Source organism: Pedobacter mendelii, from assembly GCF_014635725.1.
Taxonomy (GTDB): domain Bacteria; phylum Bacteroidota; class Bacteroidia; order Sphingobacteriales; family Sphingobacteriaceae; genus Pedobacter; species Pedobacter mendelii.
On record NZ_BMDJ01000005.1, the window covers coordinates 91,943 to 109,465 of the forward strand.

14 protein-coding genes are annotated in these 17,523 nt (G+C 34.4%); 4 read left to right on the forward strand and 10 right to left on the reverse strand.

The window, feature by feature from the left end; translation table 11 throughout:
- The first annotated feature begins 62 nt into the window (after window positions 1-62).
- Together IEV50_RS10425 and trxA are read left to right on the forward strand one after the other, a co-directional pair.
- Entirely contained in the window at window positions 63-692 is a 630-nt protein-coding gene (locus tag IEV50_RS10425; RefSeq protein ID WP_188413880.1) for a hypothetical protein, read from the forward strand.
- Window positions 693-779: 87 nt separating this feature from the next.
- Window positions 780-1,076 (forward strand): thioredoxin, encoded by a 297-nt coding sequence (gene trxA / locus IEV50_RS10430; protein WP_188413882.1) that lies wholly within the window; start codon window positions 780-782, stop codon window positions 1,074-1,076.
- On the opposite strand, the gene pdeM is transcribed toward trxA, so the two are convergent.
- The 4 genes from pdeM to IEV50_RS10450 form a co-directional block, all read right to left on the reverse strand.
- Window positions 1,073-1,711, reverse strand: a complete 639-nt coding sequence (gene pdeM, locus IEV50_RS10435; protein WP_188413884.1) for a ligase-associated DNA damage response endonuclease PdeM — start codon at window positions 1,709-1,711, stop codon at window positions 1,073-1,075. The two genes, trxA and pdeM, sit on opposite strands and share 4 nt — an antisense overlap.
- Window positions 1,712-1,793: 82 nt before the next feature.
- On the reverse strand, window positions 1,794-4,274 hold the full coding sequence (locus tag IEV50_RS10440; RefSeq protein ID WP_188413887.1) for a ligase-associated DNA damage response DEXH box helicase: 2,481 nt from the start codon (window positions 4,272-4,274) through the stop codon (window positions 1,794-1,796).
- A 111-nt stretch (window positions 4,275-4,385) separates the two neighbouring features.
- The gene (locus tag IEV50_RS10445; protein ID WP_188413889.1) at window positions 4,386-5,984 is read right to left on the reverse strand and encodes an ATP-dependent DNA ligase; all 1,599 of its coding nucleotides are present in this window, start codon (window positions 5,982-5,984) and stop codon (window positions 4,386-4,388) included.
- Entirely contained in the window at window positions 5,981-7,021 is a 1,041-nt protein-coding gene (locus IEV50_RS10450) for a ligase-associated DNA damage response exonuclease (protein WP_188413891.1), read from the reverse strand. Before IEV50_RS10450 ends, IEV50_RS10445 begins: the two co-directional genes overlap by 4 nt.
- A 183-nt stretch (window positions 7,022-7,204) precedes the next feature.
- On the opposite strand from IEV50_RS10450, the gene IEV50_RS10455 reads away from it, so the two are divergent.
- Together IEV50_RS10455 and IEV50_RS10460 are read left to right on the forward strand one after the other, a co-directional pair.
- On the forward strand, window positions 7,205-7,816 hold the full coding sequence (locus IEV50_RS10455) for a SatD family protein (protein ID WP_188413893.1): 612 nt from the start codon (window positions 7,205-7,207) through the stop codon (window positions 7,814-7,816).
- Window positions 7,813-8,526, forward strand: coding sequence for a DUF3307 domain-containing protein (locus IEV50_RS10460; protein WP_229746700.1), 714 nt, complete (start codon window positions 7,813-7,815; stop codon window positions 8,524-8,526). Before IEV50_RS10455 ends, IEV50_RS10460 begins: the two co-directional genes overlap by 4 nt.
- Before the next feature lie 232 nt (window positions 8,527-8,758).
- On the opposite strand, the gene IEV50_RS10465 is transcribed toward IEV50_RS10460, so the two are convergent.
- From IEV50_RS10465 to IEV50_RS10490, 6 genes are all read right to left on the reverse strand, one after another.
- Window positions 8,759-10,927, reverse strand: coding sequence for a S9 family peptidase (locus tag IEV50_RS10465; protein WP_188413895.1), 2,169 nt, complete (start codon window positions 10,925-10,927; stop codon window positions 8,759-8,761).
- 95 nt (window positions 10,928-11,022) lie between these two features.
- Window positions 11,023-11,679 carry a DUF4412 domain-containing protein gene (locus tag IEV50_RS10470; protein WP_188413897.1) on the reverse strand — a complete coding sequence of 219 codons (657 nt, stop codon included), beginning with the start codon at window positions 11,677-11,679 and terminating at the stop codon, window positions 11,023-11,025.
- Window positions 11,680-11,703: 24 nt separating this feature from the next.
- Window positions 11,704-12,480 carry an enoyl-CoA hydratase/isomerase family protein gene (locus IEV50_RS10475; RefSeq protein WP_188413899.1) on the reverse strand — a complete coding sequence of 259 codons (777 nt, stop codon included), beginning with the start codon at window positions 12,478-12,480 and terminating at the stop codon, window positions 11,704-11,706.
- Window position 12,481: 1 nt separating this feature from the next.
- Window positions 12,482-14,569, reverse strand: coding sequence for a ComEC/Rec2 family competence protein (locus IEV50_RS10480; protein WP_188413901.1), 2,088 nt, complete (start codon window positions 14,567-14,569; stop codon window positions 12,482-12,484).
- Between the two features lies 1 nt (window position 14,570).
- The gene (locus tag IEV50_RS10485) at window positions 14,571-16,601 is read right to left on the reverse strand and encodes a helix-hairpin-helix domain-containing protein (protein WP_188413909.1); all 2,031 of its coding nucleotides are present in this window, start codon (window positions 16,599-16,601) and stop codon (window positions 14,571-14,573) included.
- The gene (locus tag IEV50_RS10490; RefSeq protein ID WP_188413911.1) at window positions 16,591-17,391 is read right to left on the reverse strand and encodes a PorV/PorQ family protein; all 801 of its coding nucleotides are present in this window, start codon (window positions 17,389-17,391) and stop codon (window positions 16,591-16,593) included. Before IEV50_RS10490 ends, IEV50_RS10485 begins: the two co-directional genes overlap by 11 nt.
- Window positions 17,392-17,523: the final 132 nt, after the last annotated feature.

A 17,523-nucleotide genomic window follows, 5' to 3' on the forward strand; every position in this document is an offset into this window, starting at 1 on the left:
TTCTCCGTTTTCAATTGGCAGTTTTGAATAGGAGCAAACGTCAACAATGGAATAGTTTAACAATGAAACAATTTATAATGTTAGATTCAATTTTAAAATCGATAGTTGATGATAATGTATTGCATGCCAAATGGTTAAATACTTTGTCTTACATGGAAAATGCAGGTGCAAAAAAGATTTCTGCATCTGAGCATAAAGAACATGTAAATCTGATTATTCTTAAACATGCTGCAGAAGAACATCGTCATGCTTACTATTTAAAAAAGCAAATTTCTAAATTGGATGAAGCACTTTGTAAAACTTACACCAATGCCGAATTGCTTTCTCCAAATCATACGAAATACTATTTACATGCTTTAGACATTTCAGTTTGCCGCTATTTAAAATCTGAATTTAATCTTTCGGGATACGATTTAAAATTCGCCGCATACTTATTTGTTACTTATGCAATTGAAGTTCGTGCTGATGAACTCTATCCAGTTTATCAAGCTATTTTGGTTGAAGCTAAGAGTAAGGTAAACGTTAAATCAATTATCTTAGAAGAAGAAGGACATTTAGAGGAAATGATTAATCAGTTAGTTGGTTTCTCTGATGATTGGGAAAATCATGCTGCTGAAGTTATCAAAATTGAAAAAGCATTGTTTGACAATTGGGTTGAGGCATTAAATGCGGAGTTATTAATTAGTGCCTAGCAGTAGAATTGTTGGAAAGAGCTGCTTTAGTTCGTTATCAAAAAACTAACGCTCACCTCATTTGCTGCTAAATTAAATTATAATATCATGGCTAAATTTTCAGAATTAATTAATGGTGACAAGCCTGTTTTAGTAGATTTTTTTGCCGAATGGTGTGGTCCTTGCAAAATGATGAAACCCATTTTACAGCAATTAAAATCTCAGGTTGGAGATTCGGTTTCAATTATTAAGATTGATATCGATAAAAACCAAGCTGCTGCTGCATCTTACGGTATACAAAGTGTACCAACACTTATGCTATTCAAAAATGGAAAACAGGTTTGGAGGCAAAGCGGTGTTTTACAAACCGCACAATTAAAACAAGTAATCGATTCTCATTCCTAAACCTCAACAACATTATTTGGCGTTACTGCAAATATTTGTTCATTGCTTTTTGGATAAATATTATACAATCCTGTAAACGTACTGAAAGCCGGTAAAACAGCGTAATCTCTTCCAAAATAAAAGCAAGGAAACTTTAATCGTTGTTTTGCTTTGCCTTTAATGGTTACGCCTGGATGAATATGACCACTAATGGGGTACAATTCTTCTTCCGTACATTTTGGGGCATCGTGAATAAAACAAAAAGGGCCAAGGCAAAAACTTGGCTCATGAATATTGATACTCATTGATGCATAATCAGCATTGGCTAATCTATCGTGATTCCCTTTAACCAGCAAGAAATTTAAATCATTATATTGCTTTCTCCAATTCGCAAACTCATCAATATCAGTGTTTAAACCATGGTGAAACATATCTCCATTAATCAATAAAGTTTCAGGTTTATATTTTTCGATAAGTAAACTTAACCGATGTAAATCGTTTTGAGCAATGGTAGCTGGCACCTGAACACCTGCCGAACGAAAATGTGCCGACTTACCTAAATGCAAATCGCTTATAGCTAAAAGTTGATGTTCTGGTAAATATAAAGCCCTTTCTTTATCTAAAATCAGTTCTTCGCCGTGGCTCGTAATGGTCATTAATTTTCTGCTATGTCATCTTAAGCCTGTCGAAGGACTTTTAAGGTGTTTCGACAGGCTCAACATGACAGTTGATTTTATGTTATCTTATCTTCTCCAATTCCGCTTTCATTCTTGCAATTCGTTGCTCCAACTCTTCCGAACTCATATTTTCCCTCAAACTATCAACCTTAATCGGAAACGACAGCGGCGTAAAAGTTTTCGGATTGGTAATAATCACCGTTCCATTCTGAATTCTTTCTAAAGCAGCAGCCAATCTAGGCTCTTCCAATTGCTGATAAAATACTTCATCATAAGCTTGGCGCAAAAGTAAATTATGTTTATCGTAATCGCTAAAAACATTAAAAAATAAACCTGCCGATGACTGGAGATGTTTGTTCGCAACATATTTCCCGGGGTAACCTTGAAAAACCAAACCAGAAATACAAGCGATGTCTCTAAATTTTCTTCGAGCCATTTCGGTAGAATTAATGCTCAAAGTTATATCCTCAGTTAGGTTTTTAGGTGAAAAAACTTCGTAAGCAATAGATTCATCCATCGGTATTTCAGTTTCACTTAAAAGCTCAAAACCATAATCATTCATCGCAATAGAAAAACTGATTGGTAAGAGTTTACTTAAGCGATAAGCAACTAACGCCGCTAAAACTTCATGTACCAAGCGCCCCTCGAAAGGATAAGCAAAAAGATGAAATCCCTCTTTATTATTAATGAGCTCAATTAATAATTCATCATTTCTGGGCACATGAGACCGTTTTTCTTGTAAAAGGAACAATGGATAAACGGAATCTAACTCTTCATCCTGATGTGTTTTATCTAAAGTCTCATTATATTTTTTTCGTAAAACAGAACCAAGATTTGAAGATAAAGGTAACCTACCACCATTCCAACTTGGTGAAATCGCATTTTTTTGCTTGCTCACGCGAACAATCACGGTCATGTCTTTAACATGCAAAAATTCCAAAACCCGACCAGCTAATCTAAAATTATCACCAGCTTTTAGGCGAGTAACAAAGTATTCTTCAACCATACCAATATAACCGCCAGAAAGAAATTTTACTTTCAGCATCGCATCGCTTACAATAGTTCCTATATGTAGCCGATGTCTCATGGCAAGCTGTCTGCTTTTTACTTTCCAAAGTCCATCATCATTATCCTTCGTTACCTTTTTAAATTCAGTATATGCACTTAAACTATCTCCACCCGATGTAATAAATTGCATTACCCAAGCCCATTCTTCTGGTAAAATCAATTTAAAAGCATGGGTGTTTTTGATTTCTTCGTAAATAACTCTATCATCAAAACCATCGCCAATGGCTAGCGTAACTAAGTATTGAATTAAAGTGTCGAAAACCATAATAAATGGCTCTCTACTTTCTATATTATTGGTTTTTGCAGCCTCTTTAATCGCAGCAGCTTCTACCAATTCTAAAGCATGAGTAGGGAGAAAATAAATTTTCGAAGTTTCATGTGGCGAGTGACCAGAGCGACCAGCACGCTGCAAAAACCTCGCAACACCTTTCGGCGAACCAACTTGAACAACAGTATCAACAGGTTTAAAATCAACACCTAAATCTAAAGATGAAGTAGCAATAACCGCTTTCAACTGACCTGTATGCAAAGCATCTTCAATCCAGTTACGTAATTCAAAATCTATTGAGCCGTGATGGATTGCAATTCTTCCTGCCAGTTCGGGCTCTATATTTAATAAATGTTGATACCACATTTCTGCTTGTCCGCGAGTGTTAATGAAGATTAAGGTAGTTTTACTTTTCTCAATAATCGGCAAAAGTTTATAAGCTAATTTTAATCCCAAATGGCCAGCCCAAGGCAAGGTCTCAATATCATCAGGCAAAATAGACTTTATAATGATTTTCTTTTCTAAATCTGCTTTAATGATGATTCTTTTTGCTTCTAAATCAGGTTCCAAAACATCTAAAGCCTCTTCAATATTTCCTATAGTTGCAGAAATTCCCCAAACTCTTAAAAACTGATTTTTTTCCAATTTCTGTAAACCTTTGATTCTGGAAACGGCAAGCTCGACCAACACACCACGTTTGCTGCCTAATAACTCATGCCATTCATCAGCAACAATACATTTCAGGTTTTTAAATAAAGTTGATGAACCTTTTTGCGCCAGTAAAAGATGTAAGCTTTCTGGTGTGATCAATAAAATCTCAGGCATTGATTTTTTCTGTTGAACTTTTTCAGCTTGTGAAGTATCGCCATTCCGAACGCCAACATGCCAATCCAATTCAATTTCCAATAATGTTTCTCGCATGGCTCTTGCAATATCTTTTGCCAGGGAGCGGAGCGGCGTAATCCAGATGAGTTGTAATCGGTCTTTAGCTTTTTTGTTGCTCGCCTCTGATGCATTTAAAGCCTCAATTGCCACAGCCAAAAATAAAGAGAATGTTTTTCCGAAACCTGTTGGTGCGTTTACCAATCCGCTGTAGCCATTTAAGTAGTTTTGCCAAGCATCTTCCTGAAATTTAAATGGCTTGCGACCATTGGCTTTAAGCCATTGCTTAATTTTTTTATAGCCTTTGGTTTTCGTTTGATCCATGTATAATTGTAATTTCTATATTTTAAATTTGAAAAGGAATTTCAGTAATTCTTTGGTTATAGCAGGCCCGCCATTCGTTACAATTCCCGATGAACATAGAAACCTGCTTTTCTAATCATTTAAAAATGTTGAAGAAAGCAACTGCCTTAAATCTTCCAAAGTATTAATTTCAGCGGCTTTTTTGTCTTTTCGCCAACGTAAAATACGTGGGAAACGGAGTGCTAAACCTGCTTTATGTCGCTTACTTTCTGCAATTCCCTCAAATGCAATTTCGAAAACTAATTCGGGTTTTACGGTACGCACAGGTCCGAATTTCTCAATTGCATTCTTGGTTACAAAAGAGTTCACTTCTTTAATTTCCTTATCGGTTAAGCCTGAATATGCCTTTGCAATGGTAACCAGATTCTCGCCATCGCGAACGGCAAAAGTATAATCCGTGAAGAAATTTGCTCGGCGACCGCTACCTTTTTGGGCATAAATCATAACCGCATCTACAGTGTAAGGATTGATTTTCCATTTCCACCAATCGCCGCGTTTACGGCCACTGTGGTAATGAGAGTTCAGTTTTTTGAGCATAATCCCTTCACTATTAATTGAGCGTGAAGTTTGCCTCAATTCTGCCAATTCTACCCAAGTTTTACAGTTAATAACTGGCGATAAAATCACAGCACTTTCATCTAAACCACCAATTAATTGCTCTAAAATTTTTCTTCTTTCGCTAAGCGGCTGCTCACGAAAATCTTTGGTTTCAAATTCTAAAATATCGTAAACGAAGAAACCAATTGGTGCATCTTCAAGCTGTTTTTTACTTATAGTTTTACGATTTAAACGTTGTTGCAAAGTGCTGAATGATAAAACCCGTTTATTTTGAACGGCTAGTATTTCACCATCTAAAACTACGCCATCGGGTAAGATATTAACTAAAAAATGAAGTTCAGGAAACTGTTCGGTTACCAATTCTTCACCTCGAGACCAGATAAATAATTCGCCATTTCGTTTTACAATTTGCCCGCGAATGCCATCCCACTTCCATTCTGCCTGCCATTCTGAAATATTGCCTAATTTTTCTGGCTCTTGCTCCAGTGCATAAGCTAAACAAAATGGATAAGGCCAAGAATTATCGGTATTTACATGAACGCCGTTAATCAGTTCAGTAAAAGTGATTTCGTAAGGATTCCACTTACCCATAATGCTGTGCATAATCTGTGCGCTATCCAAACTACTTTGCTTAGCCAAAGCATTCACAAGCATTTTATTTGAAACGCCTATTCTAAAATTTCCTGAAATGAGTTTATTGAAGATGAAACGTTCTTGGGTTTCGAGCATGTTCCAAGCGTTTAAAATGAAAATCTTTTTGGTTTCATCATCTTTACCCTCTAAATCGTGTAAATCTTCAATCCATTTATGCAATTGGAAATCAGAGGTGTTTTTTGTAGGTGGGAGGAGCAAGGCAATAGTCTCACTTAAATCACCAACGTTTGAATAACTTTCGGAGAACAACCATTCGGGTGTTTGCGTAATTTCTATGGCCCAATATTTTAGTAAGGCTGATTTTATTGGGCGCTTAGGTTTTTTGCCTGTAAATAATGCAATTACCCAAATTTTATCTTTATCATCGGCATAATTGAAATAATCTACCAATGCTGTGATTTTATCGTTGGTTTTATTGCTAAGTTCGAGTTGTTGGATGAGTTTTGCGAAACGTTTCATGCTGATTTTTGATTTTCGTTTTCAGCATCGGCCAAATCGACTTTATTTTCTTCGTCATCTTCCTGCCCGAACTTTGTCATTACTTCTTCTGATTCGATGCCATTATCATTTAAAAACCGACTAAATACCGCTGTAAAACCATGTGTAACATAAACTTTTTCTGCACCGGTTGCGGTAATGGCATCCATTAGGCCAGTCCAATCGGCATGGTCGCTTAATGCAAAACCGGCATCTGCACTTTGCCAACGGCGATGTGCCCGAACTTGCATCCAGCCAGAACAAATGCCTGTAACGGGATGTGATAAGTTTTTAATCCAGCGACTATCCCGCATCGCTGGTGGCACAATTACAATTCCTTTTTGTAATTCATCTTTAGTAGTTTCTGGAGTAATTCTTATGGTTTCAGGCAGGTTTACACCAGCATTTATAATTACTTCATTCAGGTTTGCAATACTATTGTGAACATAAATTGGAACATCGCCAGCTAAGTTTTTAATCAAGCGTTGCGCCTTGCCTAAACTGTAGGCAATTAATACACTGGTTTTTTGTTGAGTAATGTTATCGCTTACCCAACTTTTGATTTTATCGAAAACGATATCTTGCTTTTGCCATTTATAAACAGGCAGACCAAAAGTGCTTTCTGAAACAAATGAATTGCATTTTATAGGTTCAAATACATCGCTAATGCCATCATCTTCCGTTTTGTAATCGCCAGAAATTACACAAATTTCGCCTTTATATTCTAACCGAACCTGTGCAGAACCAATGATATGACCCGCAGGATATAACGAAATATTCACACCATTTCGAACAATACTTTCACCATAATTAAGTGTTTCTACATTCAAATCTTCGCTGATTCGGCGCCTAATTATTGGTTTTGTTAGCGTATGGCAGAGGTAATTTTTATTGCCAAAGCGTACGTGGTCGCTGTGTCCGTGCGTAGTTACAGCGTAGTCTACAGGCCACCATGGGTCTACATAAAAATCGCCCTGCTTACAGTAAATGCCTCTTTTGGTAAATTCGATTAATGCCATTACCATTAAACAATAAATTTAGGTATAAGTTTTAATTAAATATCGGGTAATTAGCCGATAAAGTGAAATATCGGGTAATTAGCCGATAAAGTGAAATATCTGGTAATTAGCCGATAAAGTGAAATATCGGGTAATTAGCCGATAATTTATTTGAAATATGATTAATTAATTCGATATTGTACTATGGTTTGTATTATAACAGGTGATATTGTAGGTTCAAGAAAGATTAAAGATAGCTGGCTGTTAAGTTTAAAAACGGCATTAAAAGTAGTTTCTGGGCAGAATAGTAAGTGGGAGATATACCGAGGTGATAGTTTTCAGGTGGAAGTTGAGCCAGAGAATGCAATTAGAACTACTGCTTATTTAAAGGCATGTATAAGAATAAATAAGCCAGCAGATGTAAGAATGGGAATTGGTATTGGTGAAGTGAAAAGTAAACGTAAAAAGCTTTCAGAATCGAGCGGGGATGCTTTTGTGAACTCAGGAGTTGCTTTTGATAGTTTAAAACAAGCCAAAGTTAACTTAGCTATTAAAACTGAATCATCTAGTTTTGATGAGGAAATAAATGTTTTAATTAAGCTATCTTTAATTGCGATGGATAGCTGGGGAATAGTTGCAGCAGAAATGGTAAAGTTGGCTTTGGAAAATGAAAACATATTGCAAAGCGAATTAGCGATTCTTTCAGGCAGAACTCAATCTTTAGTAAGTGAGGCTTTAAAAAGAGCCCATTACTCAGAGCTAATGGAGATGGATAAACTATACCGTAAAAAATTGAATCAAATGCTTTTTAAATGATGGAAATATTTTTAATCAAGCTCATTATTGCTCATTTAATTGGCGATTTCTTTTTTCAACCAACTTCTTGGGTAAAAGATAAGGAAAGAAAGAAATTAAAATCAGGAAAGTTATACCTACATGTTTTGGTGCATATTGTTTTGATATTTATAGTTTTCTTAAGTTTTAATGTTTGGAAAGTTGCATTGTCGATTGGTGTGTTGCATTTAATAATTGACGCTTTAAAGTCGTTATTTCAAACTAAAAAGAATGCCAGAATATTATTCTTTATCGATCAAGTTTTACATTTCAGCTCGATTGTATTGGTTTGGCATATTTTCTATAATGGTTATTTAGATATCAGTTTTATTAATAATACAAGAAACTGGATTTTAATTTCGGGAGCGTTGTTTTTAACGATGCCAACATCCATTATTATGAAAGTAATTATTGCCAAGTGGTTGCCTGAGAGTGATGATGAAAGTCCGAAATCGCTGCAGAATGCTGGAAAATATATTGGAATTTTAGAACGTGCATTAATTTTTGTTTTTATACTCACCAATCATTTTGAAGCTGTCGGGTTTTTACTCGCTGCTAAATCTATTTTTCGCTTTGGCGATTTAAAAGAAGCACACGATTTGAAATTAACGGAATACGTGTTGATTGGTACTTTGCTAAGTTTTGGGATTGCAATAGTAGTTTCGTTGATAATTATGGGTTTGGTTGCGTAAAATATCTGGCTGTTTCTCTTGGGCATTATGCTAAGTAGACATTAAAAGCAGTACAGCATCAGCACATTAAGCCCGATTAAAACGGAAATACTTTTATATTTTAAAAGTTACTAATGCTAATTGGCAAAATGCCTGTTGAGCGATGGAACTTTATATAAAAAGATTGAAATGAAATGAGTGGGGCTATCGAAACCGATTCCCCACTATAATTGCTTTGCAAATATTTAAAAATTTATCTTGCTCCAGGAGGACAGTTATCTTTCAAAAATTTGGTGTAGGTAAGTGATAAATGTTCGCTTGTTCCATCGCCCTCAGATATGCTATGGGTACGATTTGGGTAGCTCATTAATTGAAAAACCTTCTTGTTCTTAACTAATTCATTGATTAACATTTCAGCATTTTGGTAGTGAACATTATCATCTCCAGTACCATGAATGTAGAGCAAGTTACCTTTTAAGTTTTTCGCATACGTTACTGGAGAACCTTTTACATAAGCCTCTTTGCTTGGGAAAGGCGTACCCATATAACGTTCCTGATAAATATTATCATAGGTTAATTGGTTACCTACGGCTGCAATTGCGATGCCCGTTTTATAAATTTCAGGATATTGAAACATTAAATTAAGCGTAGATGAACCACCGCCACTCCAGCCCCAAACTGCAACTCGGTCTTTATCCATAAATGAATTTGTTGCCAATAATTTTTTAGTAGCCATAGCTTGGTCACGGATGTTAATTACGCCAATGTTTTTATAAATGCTTTTGCGCCAGGCAGCACCTTTAGGAACTGGTGCACCACGATTATCCATTGATATATAGATGTATTCATCTTTCGCCATATCACCAGCATATAACCTATTTCTACCTGCACCATAGGTATCGGCGGCTGTTTGCGAAGCTGGTTCACCATAAACATAAAATACTACAGGGTATTTTTTATTAGGATTGAAGTTATCTGGTTTTTTCATCCATCCATCCATTTCAACACCATCCTCAGTTGTAACCTTGAAAAATTCTACCTTATTTTTAGGTGCTTGTTGTTTGGATAACTGCGTGGTTATACTACCATCCATAGTGAAAGGATTTCCAGTAGTAAAATTCATCCATTCGGTGATGGGGCTTACTGCTGAACTATTATAAGTGTGACGGGCAAAGGCTGCATTAGGTGAAATATCATAGCTATGAGTTCCTGATAAAATTGATGGTGTAACCATTTCTAATTTACCTTTTCCATCTAACTTTGTTTTATATAGATATTTTTGGGTAGCGTTAGTTGGCGATGCCATAAAGTAAACGTAATTGTTTTTCTCATCAATTAAGTTTACACTAATTACATCATAGTTTCCTTTTGTAATCAAGGTTTGTTTTTTGCCATCTCGGCTGATTCTGTAAAAATGATCCCAACCATCTTTATCTGATATAACGGTAAATTCCTTATTATCATTTAACCAGGTCCAATCGTTTTGTGGGTCAATCCAAGCTTTATCTTTTTCAGTATAAACCGCTTTAGCTGTACCAGATATAGCATCACAAATGAATACTATACTTTCATTTTGCTCGCGATTTAATTGTTGCAAAATGATTTCGTTGCTGTTTGGAACCCATTGCATACGAGGTATATAGTGTTGAATGTTATCACCAGGCACATTTAACCAATTGGTTTTTGCAGTTTCTATATCAACCACGCCAACTTTACAAGCTGATGGATTTTCACCAACTTTAGGATACTCAACCGGAATGGTATAAGGATAAATGGAATCGGTATTATTAATCATCAAGAAGTTTTTAATCTTAGTAGCATCAATTTGCCAATAAGCAATGTTTTTGCTATCGGGACTCCATCTAAAACCATCGCGACAATTAAATTCTTCTTCGTAAACCCAATCGAAAGTTCCATTAATCATTCGGTCGGTTCCATCAGTTGTTAGGGCTTTAGAATCTGTTCCATCAGTGTTTTCTACATATAAATTGTGTTTGCTTACGTAGGCTACTTTGTTTCCATCAGGAGATAATTTAGCAAACATTAAAGATGATGCTGGTTTATCTTTTCCAATTTGAGCGATTTTATTTGTTGTTAAATCTACCAACCAATAATCGCCCCGTGTATCGTAACGCCAAACTTTTTTACTGTTTGTGTAGATTAATGCTTTTTTACCATCGGCAGAAAGTTGAAAACTTCGAACGGCTAATGGGCCATCTTTACCTGAGGGCGTAAGTAGTGTTCGGGAAACAACGGTTTTTCTTTCACTTTTTGGAAGCGTAATACTTACAATTTCTCCGCTTGCTATTTGGTAGTAAGAATTTCCATCTTTTGCCCAGTTAACACCTTGAGCCTGCGCACCAAACACTGCAAATAAAGCTATGCATGTGATTGATAGTTTAAATAATAAGTTTTTTATCATAAAAAATTGGTCATAAAAAAGGCTTTTTAACTTTTGGGCTAATTTAAATAAAAAGCCGGCAGTTAAAAAGCCTTTAATTATCAGATATTGTTTAATTATTCACCACCACCTTGTTGTTGTAATGCTTTCATTTCGGCATAGGTAATTTCATCGTATCCTGCAGGAACTTTAGTTACAGAAAGTTCTCCCACTTTACCTTCAGTAACAGATTTTAAAGTTACAGTTGCCATTGTTGTTTCAACTAATACTATAAATCCTTTAACTTCTTTGAAATCTGCTGTGGCTATATTAGTAGGGATTTCTACATCTGTAGTTGCCCAAAGTTCGCCTGTACCGCCTTTATCATCTTTAAAAGTATATTTCTCTGCGTTGTAACCAGCAACAGTTTTCTTTTCACCAGTCGCTTTAAAATCAGAGTATTTTGGTTTTGCAGCATTAGATTCTTCCATGTCGGCTTTAGTCATTTTCGAGGCTAATTGCTTTTGAGCAACAGGAATATCAACTAATAACAAACCAGTTCCTGATTTACTATCCATAAAAACACCTACGGAAGCAGGACCTAAATCTAATTCTAACTTAGAGATATCTCCGTTAAACTTAACCTTTTGTTCTTCAGGTGCACCCGGAGCATCAACTTTGTACTTCATTCCATAAACTAAAGTACCTTCAGTTATCTTTTTTTGTGCATGGGCAATAATGGCTGTGCTTACTAATATTAAAGCTACAACGCTTGTTTTGATTGATTTTAACATGTTTTTATTTTTAGTTAATGTTGTTTACCAGTTAATTTTTTCTTTGTTTAAAAATGATGCAATACCTTTTTTAAAATCTTTACTTTCTCTAACACGAGCATTTATCTGTACTGCAAATTCTAAGCTTTTTTCCAGCAAGGGATTCGTGGTTTGATTTATCAGTTGTTTTGTAATCATTAACGAATTACCCGAACTTTCTTTACACAAACTTAAAGCAAATTTTTTAACAGTTTGATGAATTTCGGATGAATTTGTTACATAGTTTATTAAATTATATTGAAGCGCTTTATCTGCAGAAAATGTTTGGCCTGTTAATAATATTTCCTTTGCGATGGTTTCATTTACTTTTTGTTTTAAAAAACAGGAAACAATTGCAGGAACAAAACCTATTTTAACTTCTGTATAACCAAAGTTGCTTTCTGGTGTTGCGAAAATAATATCGCAGATTGTTGCTAAACCACACCCACCGGCAATTGCATGTCCCTCTATCTGTGCAATTACTACTTTTGGTAAATAATAAATAGTGGTGAAAAGCTTTTTTAAGTTATTTGAATCGACAACGTTTTCTTCGAAAGTGTTGTTTTGCAGCTGTTGAAGGTATTCTAAATCTGCACCTGCACTAAAGGTACCTCCGTTAGCTTTTAAAACTACAATTTTTACTCCATTATCTTCAGATGCACGGATAAAAGTTTCAGTCAACTCTGAAATTAGTTGTGGGTTTAAAGCATTTCGCTTTTCAGGTCTGTTAATGGTTATTGTGGCAATTCTATTTTCCACATTATATAAAACCAAGTTATCCATATTATTGGGTTAGGTAAACCAAATATGCAGGATTTTTCTTTAAAACATGCGATTGGACTTTATTATTCTGTGCAAAATTTTTAAAAACAGCTATTTTATAATCTTTGTTGGTTGCATCAATAATCACATTTTTGAATTCCATTTTCTTTGAGAGATTTTCAATTTTAAACTTATTATTTCCTGTTAACCAAATACTTGAAAATTTTCCGCTTACAGATAATTTCTTATAGTTCATATGCTCATCAATCAGGAGAATATTGTATTTATCTAATACGATTTGATTATCTTTTTTTACGAAGTGTGGTAAAATTGTCTCTTGTTTTAAACTTATAAAATCAATTTTATCAATTTGAGATTGATCCAACGCTGGTTTTACAAAAAAATTATAGTTTTTATCGTCATAAGATAAATCAGTTACCAGTACGCTTACTCTACCATTTATAAAAGCAGCCGCATAATTTTTCCTTAAAGTAAAAAAGATAATTTTCTTTTGGTGGAAAGCTATCCAGTCATCATAAACTATCATTGAGATGTAAAAAATATAAACCACAAGCGATACAAACAGCAATTTCTTGTTGTACTTTGACAAAGCATAAACACCTAATCCTAATGCTAAACTCAAAAGAATCAATTCTGGAAGATTAATCCAAACAGAAGAAAAAGTAGAGTAGGGCAAATCAGCAATCCATTTTAAAACGGTGTTTGTACAAACAATAATCCATTCGAAAATCGGAGAAAGTTTATCTACAAGCGGAACTAAAACGCCTATTCCTAAAATCATAATAAGTATTAATGGAATAGAGATAAAGAGATTTCCAAATAAAAAATAAACAGGAAATTGATGGAAATAGTAAATACAAAGCGGAAACGTAACCAGTTGAGCTGCCAAAGAAAGTGCTATCAATTCCCAAACTTTATTTAGCCATTTGTTTTTTAAATATATCCAATTATAAATCTTAGGCTGAATGTAAATCAATCCGAATACCGAAATGTATGAGAGTTGAAAACCAACATCCCATATCAAAAATGGATTATAAATCAATTGGCAAAATGCGGCAAAAGCTAGCGTATTGTAGCCATTTTTGTTCCTGGCAAATGTTTTAGCAGTAATAAAAATTGTTATCATAATCGCTGCACGAACTACGGATGGAGATAAACCAGTGATTAGCGAATAGCACCAAATTAAGCTACAGATTAATATGAATTTAAATATTCGAAAAAATCTTTTTTTATTTAAGAAAGCCAAACAAAAATCCATCACAAAGAAAATAATAGCAACATGACTTCCTGAAACTGAAAGTGCATGGATGGTTCCTGTTTTTGAGTAAGCCGCTAAAGTTTCTTTACTTAAATCAGCTCGATACCCTAAAATTAAGGTAGAAGCTACAGCAAAAGCCTCATCATTTTTAATTATTTTTCGATACTTGGCAACCTGCTTTTCTCTTAAATCTAAAGCAAATTTGAGGATAGGATTTCCAGTGTTTTGATTGATTTTAAGCAAATAATTTTGATTGATAAATGTTTGTTTGTAAACATTCTGGCTTGCCAACCAACCTTTAAAATCAAATTCAGCAGGATTATAAGGTGGTTCAACTTCCAGATATTTTGCCGAGATAATCAATTCATCTCCATATTTTAAATGAATAGGATGGATACTATCAACTTTTAAGGCAAGTAATAATTGTCCGCTAAGTTTAATTTGTTTTAGATTTCCGTAACCTGAAACTACTCTGGCTTTAAATCTTAAAATATTGTTAGTTTGTTCAGGTTCGTCGTTTATCCAAATTTTTAAATAGGTATAATTCTTCTTAGCAAAGTAATCGGATTTGAGTTTTTCGTTGTTTAGTAAACAAATCAATCCGCCAATTGAAAAGAAAAAAAATAATATTAAAATTCCTGTAAAGCCCTTAAATTTATAAGCATTGAATTTTTTGTAAGTGATATTGATAATTAAAATAAAAAGGAAAATCGTAACTGAAGCAATTGCCAGAATCAAAATATTTTTTTCAGTTGGGAAGAAAAAAAACACACCAATCCCAATTAAGAATGGAAGTAAAATCCTGGCGAAAATATATTCTGCTTTAAACATATTAAAATTGATACCTCAACTGAATTTTAACTTCTGATTTTTTATTTCCTTGTATTTCATCGAGATATGAACCAACGGTTTCTACATCTTTATAAATAAACATCGCATATCTAGCCCAAACGTTAAGTTTTCTGGCTAAATTATATTTCAAGTTTAGATAGGTTCTGAAACCTTTTCCACTGTACATTCCGAAGGCAAAACTGTACAAAACATCATCTTCATAAGCATAAATTCTGCTGTTGTAACTTGGTGTATTGAAGTAGGCAATTCTTATATTTCCTGTGATTTTCGAAAACATTGGTGAGTAATCTACATCCTGATAAATTAAATAACCAAATTCGCGATTTGCATTGCCTTTTTTATATTGAGAAACTTCAACTCGGTTTTGAAAACTCCATTTTTTATTCAGTTGCCAACTCACTTCAACGCGATAACCCTCTTTTTTTACATCATCTAAAAAGTTTATTGGAACCTCTAAATCTGTATTTTGCTCTTTATTTTCAGTTTTAAATCTTAACAGAACCTTTAATATTTTGCTTGGTGTGTAAACCGCCTGACTTAAAATTTCATATCCTTTGGATGGAGCATCAACACGATATTTTAACCACGGGAACTGAAAATAATCACCATAAACAGAAAATGCCCATCGCTTATTTGGCATGATGTTTAAGCCAAAATATAGTCCATTTTCGTTTATCGCCTCACTCGCCTCAGACAAAGCCTGATTAAAAAAATTATGGTAATTTTTTGCATAGTTTCGATAAGTTATAGCGGCCGAAACTGTTGTTGATAAACTGATTAGTGCACCATTTACATAAGCAATACCACTATTTAAGCTTTTGCCTACTTCACCAAAAAAATAAATGTTTTTGTAAGTGTAGTTATAATAAGCACCAATATTTGTCAACGAATTTCCTGTAAAACTGAACCTGTCGTAAACAGCAGTTTGAGTGATAAAACTGTTTCCGTATTTACTTTGATAGGCGATTACCCCAATCCCCAATTCGTTATTGGTGTATTGAACAGCTGCTCCAAAAATTTGCTGACTTAAAGAATTTTTGTTCTCAATTTCTGTTGACGTTCTGTGGTAACCGCTCTGATTTATAGTTGCTTGAACCATATTCCCATCAAAATCTACATCCTGACTAGCATCGAGATTTCTAAAAGAAACAAAAGGTGTAATGTCTATATTTTTATAAAGGTTAATGGTTGCTGATGCGCCTCTTAAAAATGAATACTCATTCGCCGAAGTGTAAGGTCGTAAGCCTAAATCTTTCTTTGCAACACTAGTAACCTCTGGACCTTTGCCAAAAGCAAAACCCGACCACAGAGTTACACCTTGACCAAATTGTAAAGTATAATCACCAACAACTAACTTCTTAATCCGTCCTAATTTAAAAAGCGCAATATTTCCAGAGTAGAAATCGAATGGTTTTCCTAAGAATTTTTCGCCTGCATCTTTGTCTAGTGTTATTGCTGCTGAAACAATAGTTCCATAATGATAACGATAACGGGTTTGAAATCTTTCAGGCGAACCTAAATATCGGTTTCCGGGTAAATCAGTAAAACCTTTCTGCGTTTGTAAAGTTTGAGCAAAGCGCATTACTAAATCGCTTTCTCCTAAATTGAGGATATTTTTAAATGTAAATTTATCGTATTCAGTAGTTGTATTTAAAGTAATAAAAGGCAATAAGCTTTGAACTGTTCTCACATCAAAACCATCAATACTTTGCAATTCCAAGGCATTAACAAAATTTCCGTTATCTTTAATATAAGTAAAGAAATTACTGATTTGTAATGGAGACAAGAAAACCAAAGTCTTTAATTCCTCTGGCGAAGTTTTGTTAAGATTAATCGGATGTTTGCGATACCTGGTCAGCACATCGATCAATTCTGTCATGTCGTAATCATCAGGAAGATTTTCAGCAACACTTTCCAGAATATCACGAACATCGACCTCTTGTTCAGCAATTTGAGCATTTGCCGTGAAACCCATCACCACAAATACAACTATTATTAATCTAAAATGCATAACCTACTGCGATTTGAGGTGCATAACCCAAATTGGAATCATAAACAGTTGCCATATCCAATAAGAACTTTTTATAGATTAAGCCGAAGCCAGCGTATTGTTTAAATGGTTTAGCGCTTAATCCAAAACGGAAACTCAACAAATCGATAATTTTATATTCGATACCCAAGCTTACATCGATTGATTGATTAAGTATTTTACTGACTGATGTGGCAATTAAGACTTTATCGGATGCAAAATAACTTGCGCCAACATTAAAAGAAGTTGGAATTTCAATTAATACTTCTGCGGAAGAGAACTTTTGTTTAGATGGATTACTTACAAATGCACCGAACGTAAATTCTTCGCTAAAATGATATAATGCACCAACATCTGCAGAAAAACCTGTTGATGAACCATAATTGGCAATTTTGAGCTGATGATAATTTCCGTTTAAAGCTATAGATAATTTATCACCGAATTTCTTAGCATAAGCAAAACCAATTTTGCTTACGTTGTATTCTGAAAAGCCATATCGATAAAAGCTTGCGCCAACAAAATTATTTTTAAACGGAATAACAAAAGCTAAAGCCTGAGTGCTAACTTCATTGCTGAATAAATGCTTTATATAACTTAATGAAACGCTGGGTTTATTTAGCGAGGTAATTCCTGATGGATTTGCTTGTATAGCCCAAACATCGGAAACAGCTGCACCATTGTTGCCCATGGCTGTTAACCGTGGACCCAAATTGTTTTGAGCAAATAAATAAAAAGGTGTGAGGGAGATTAATAATACATTCCATATCTTCATTTTAGGGCGTTAAACCAGTAAATAAAAAATAGGGAGGATTGTTGTTGGTTGTTCTAAAGTAGATAAATTATTTGAAAAAGTTTAAATAGAATTCAAAATATTTATTTGATAGATACATAAATTTAAGATGAC

Coding starts and splice junctions, on each gene's coding strand:
- IEV50_RS10425 (WP_188413880.1), top strand. CDS start 63: ATGAAACAATTTATAATGTTAGATTCAATTTTAAAATCGATAGTTGAT.
- trxA (WP_188413882.1), top strand. CDS start 780: ATGGCTAAATTTTCAGAATTAATTAATGGTGACAAGCCTGTTTTAGTA.
- pdeM (WP_188413884.1), bottom strand. CDS start 1,711: ATGACCATTACGAGCCACGGCGAAGAACTGATTTTAGATAAAGAAAGG.
- IEV50_RS10440 (WP_188413887.1), bottom strand. CDS start 4,274: ATGGATCAAACGAAAACCAAAGGCTATAAAAAAATTAAGCAATGGCTT.
- IEV50_RS10445 (WP_188413889.1), bottom strand. CDS start 5,984: ATGAAACGTTTCGCAAAACTCATCCAACAACTCGAACTTAGCAATAAA.
- IEV50_RS10450 (WP_188413891.1), bottom strand. CDS start 7,021: ATGGCATTAATCGAATTTACCAAAAGAGGCATTTACTGTAAGCAGGGC.
- IEV50_RS10455 (WP_188413893.1), top strand. CDS start 7,205: ATGGTTTGTATTATAACAGGTGATATTGTAGGTTCAAGAAAGATTAAA.
- IEV50_RS10460 (WP_229746700.1), top strand. CDS start 7,813: ATGATGGAAATATTTTTAATCAAGCTCATTATTGCTCATTTAATTGGC.
- IEV50_RS10465 (WP_188413895.1), bottom strand. CDS start 10,927: ATGATAAAAAACTTATTATTTAAACTATCAATCACATGCATAGCTTTA.
- IEV50_RS10470 (WP_188413897.1), bottom strand. CDS start 11,679: ATGTTAAAATCAATCAAAACAAGCGTTGTAGCTTTAATATTAGTAAGC.
- IEV50_RS10475 (WP_188413899.1), bottom strand. CDS start 12,480: ATGGATAACTTGGTTTTATATAATGTGGAAAATAGAATTGCCACAATA.
- IEV50_RS10480 (WP_188413901.1), bottom strand. CDS start 14,569: ATGTTTAAAGCAGAATATATTTTCGCCAGGATTTTACTTCCATTCTTA.
- IEV50_RS10485 (WP_188413909.1), bottom strand. CDS start 16,601: ATGCATTTTAGATTAATAATAGTTGTATTTGTGGTGATGGGTTTCACG.
- IEV50_RS10490 (WP_188413911.1), bottom strand. CDS start 17,391: ATGAAGATATGGAATGTATTATTAATCTCCCTCACACCTTTTTATTTA.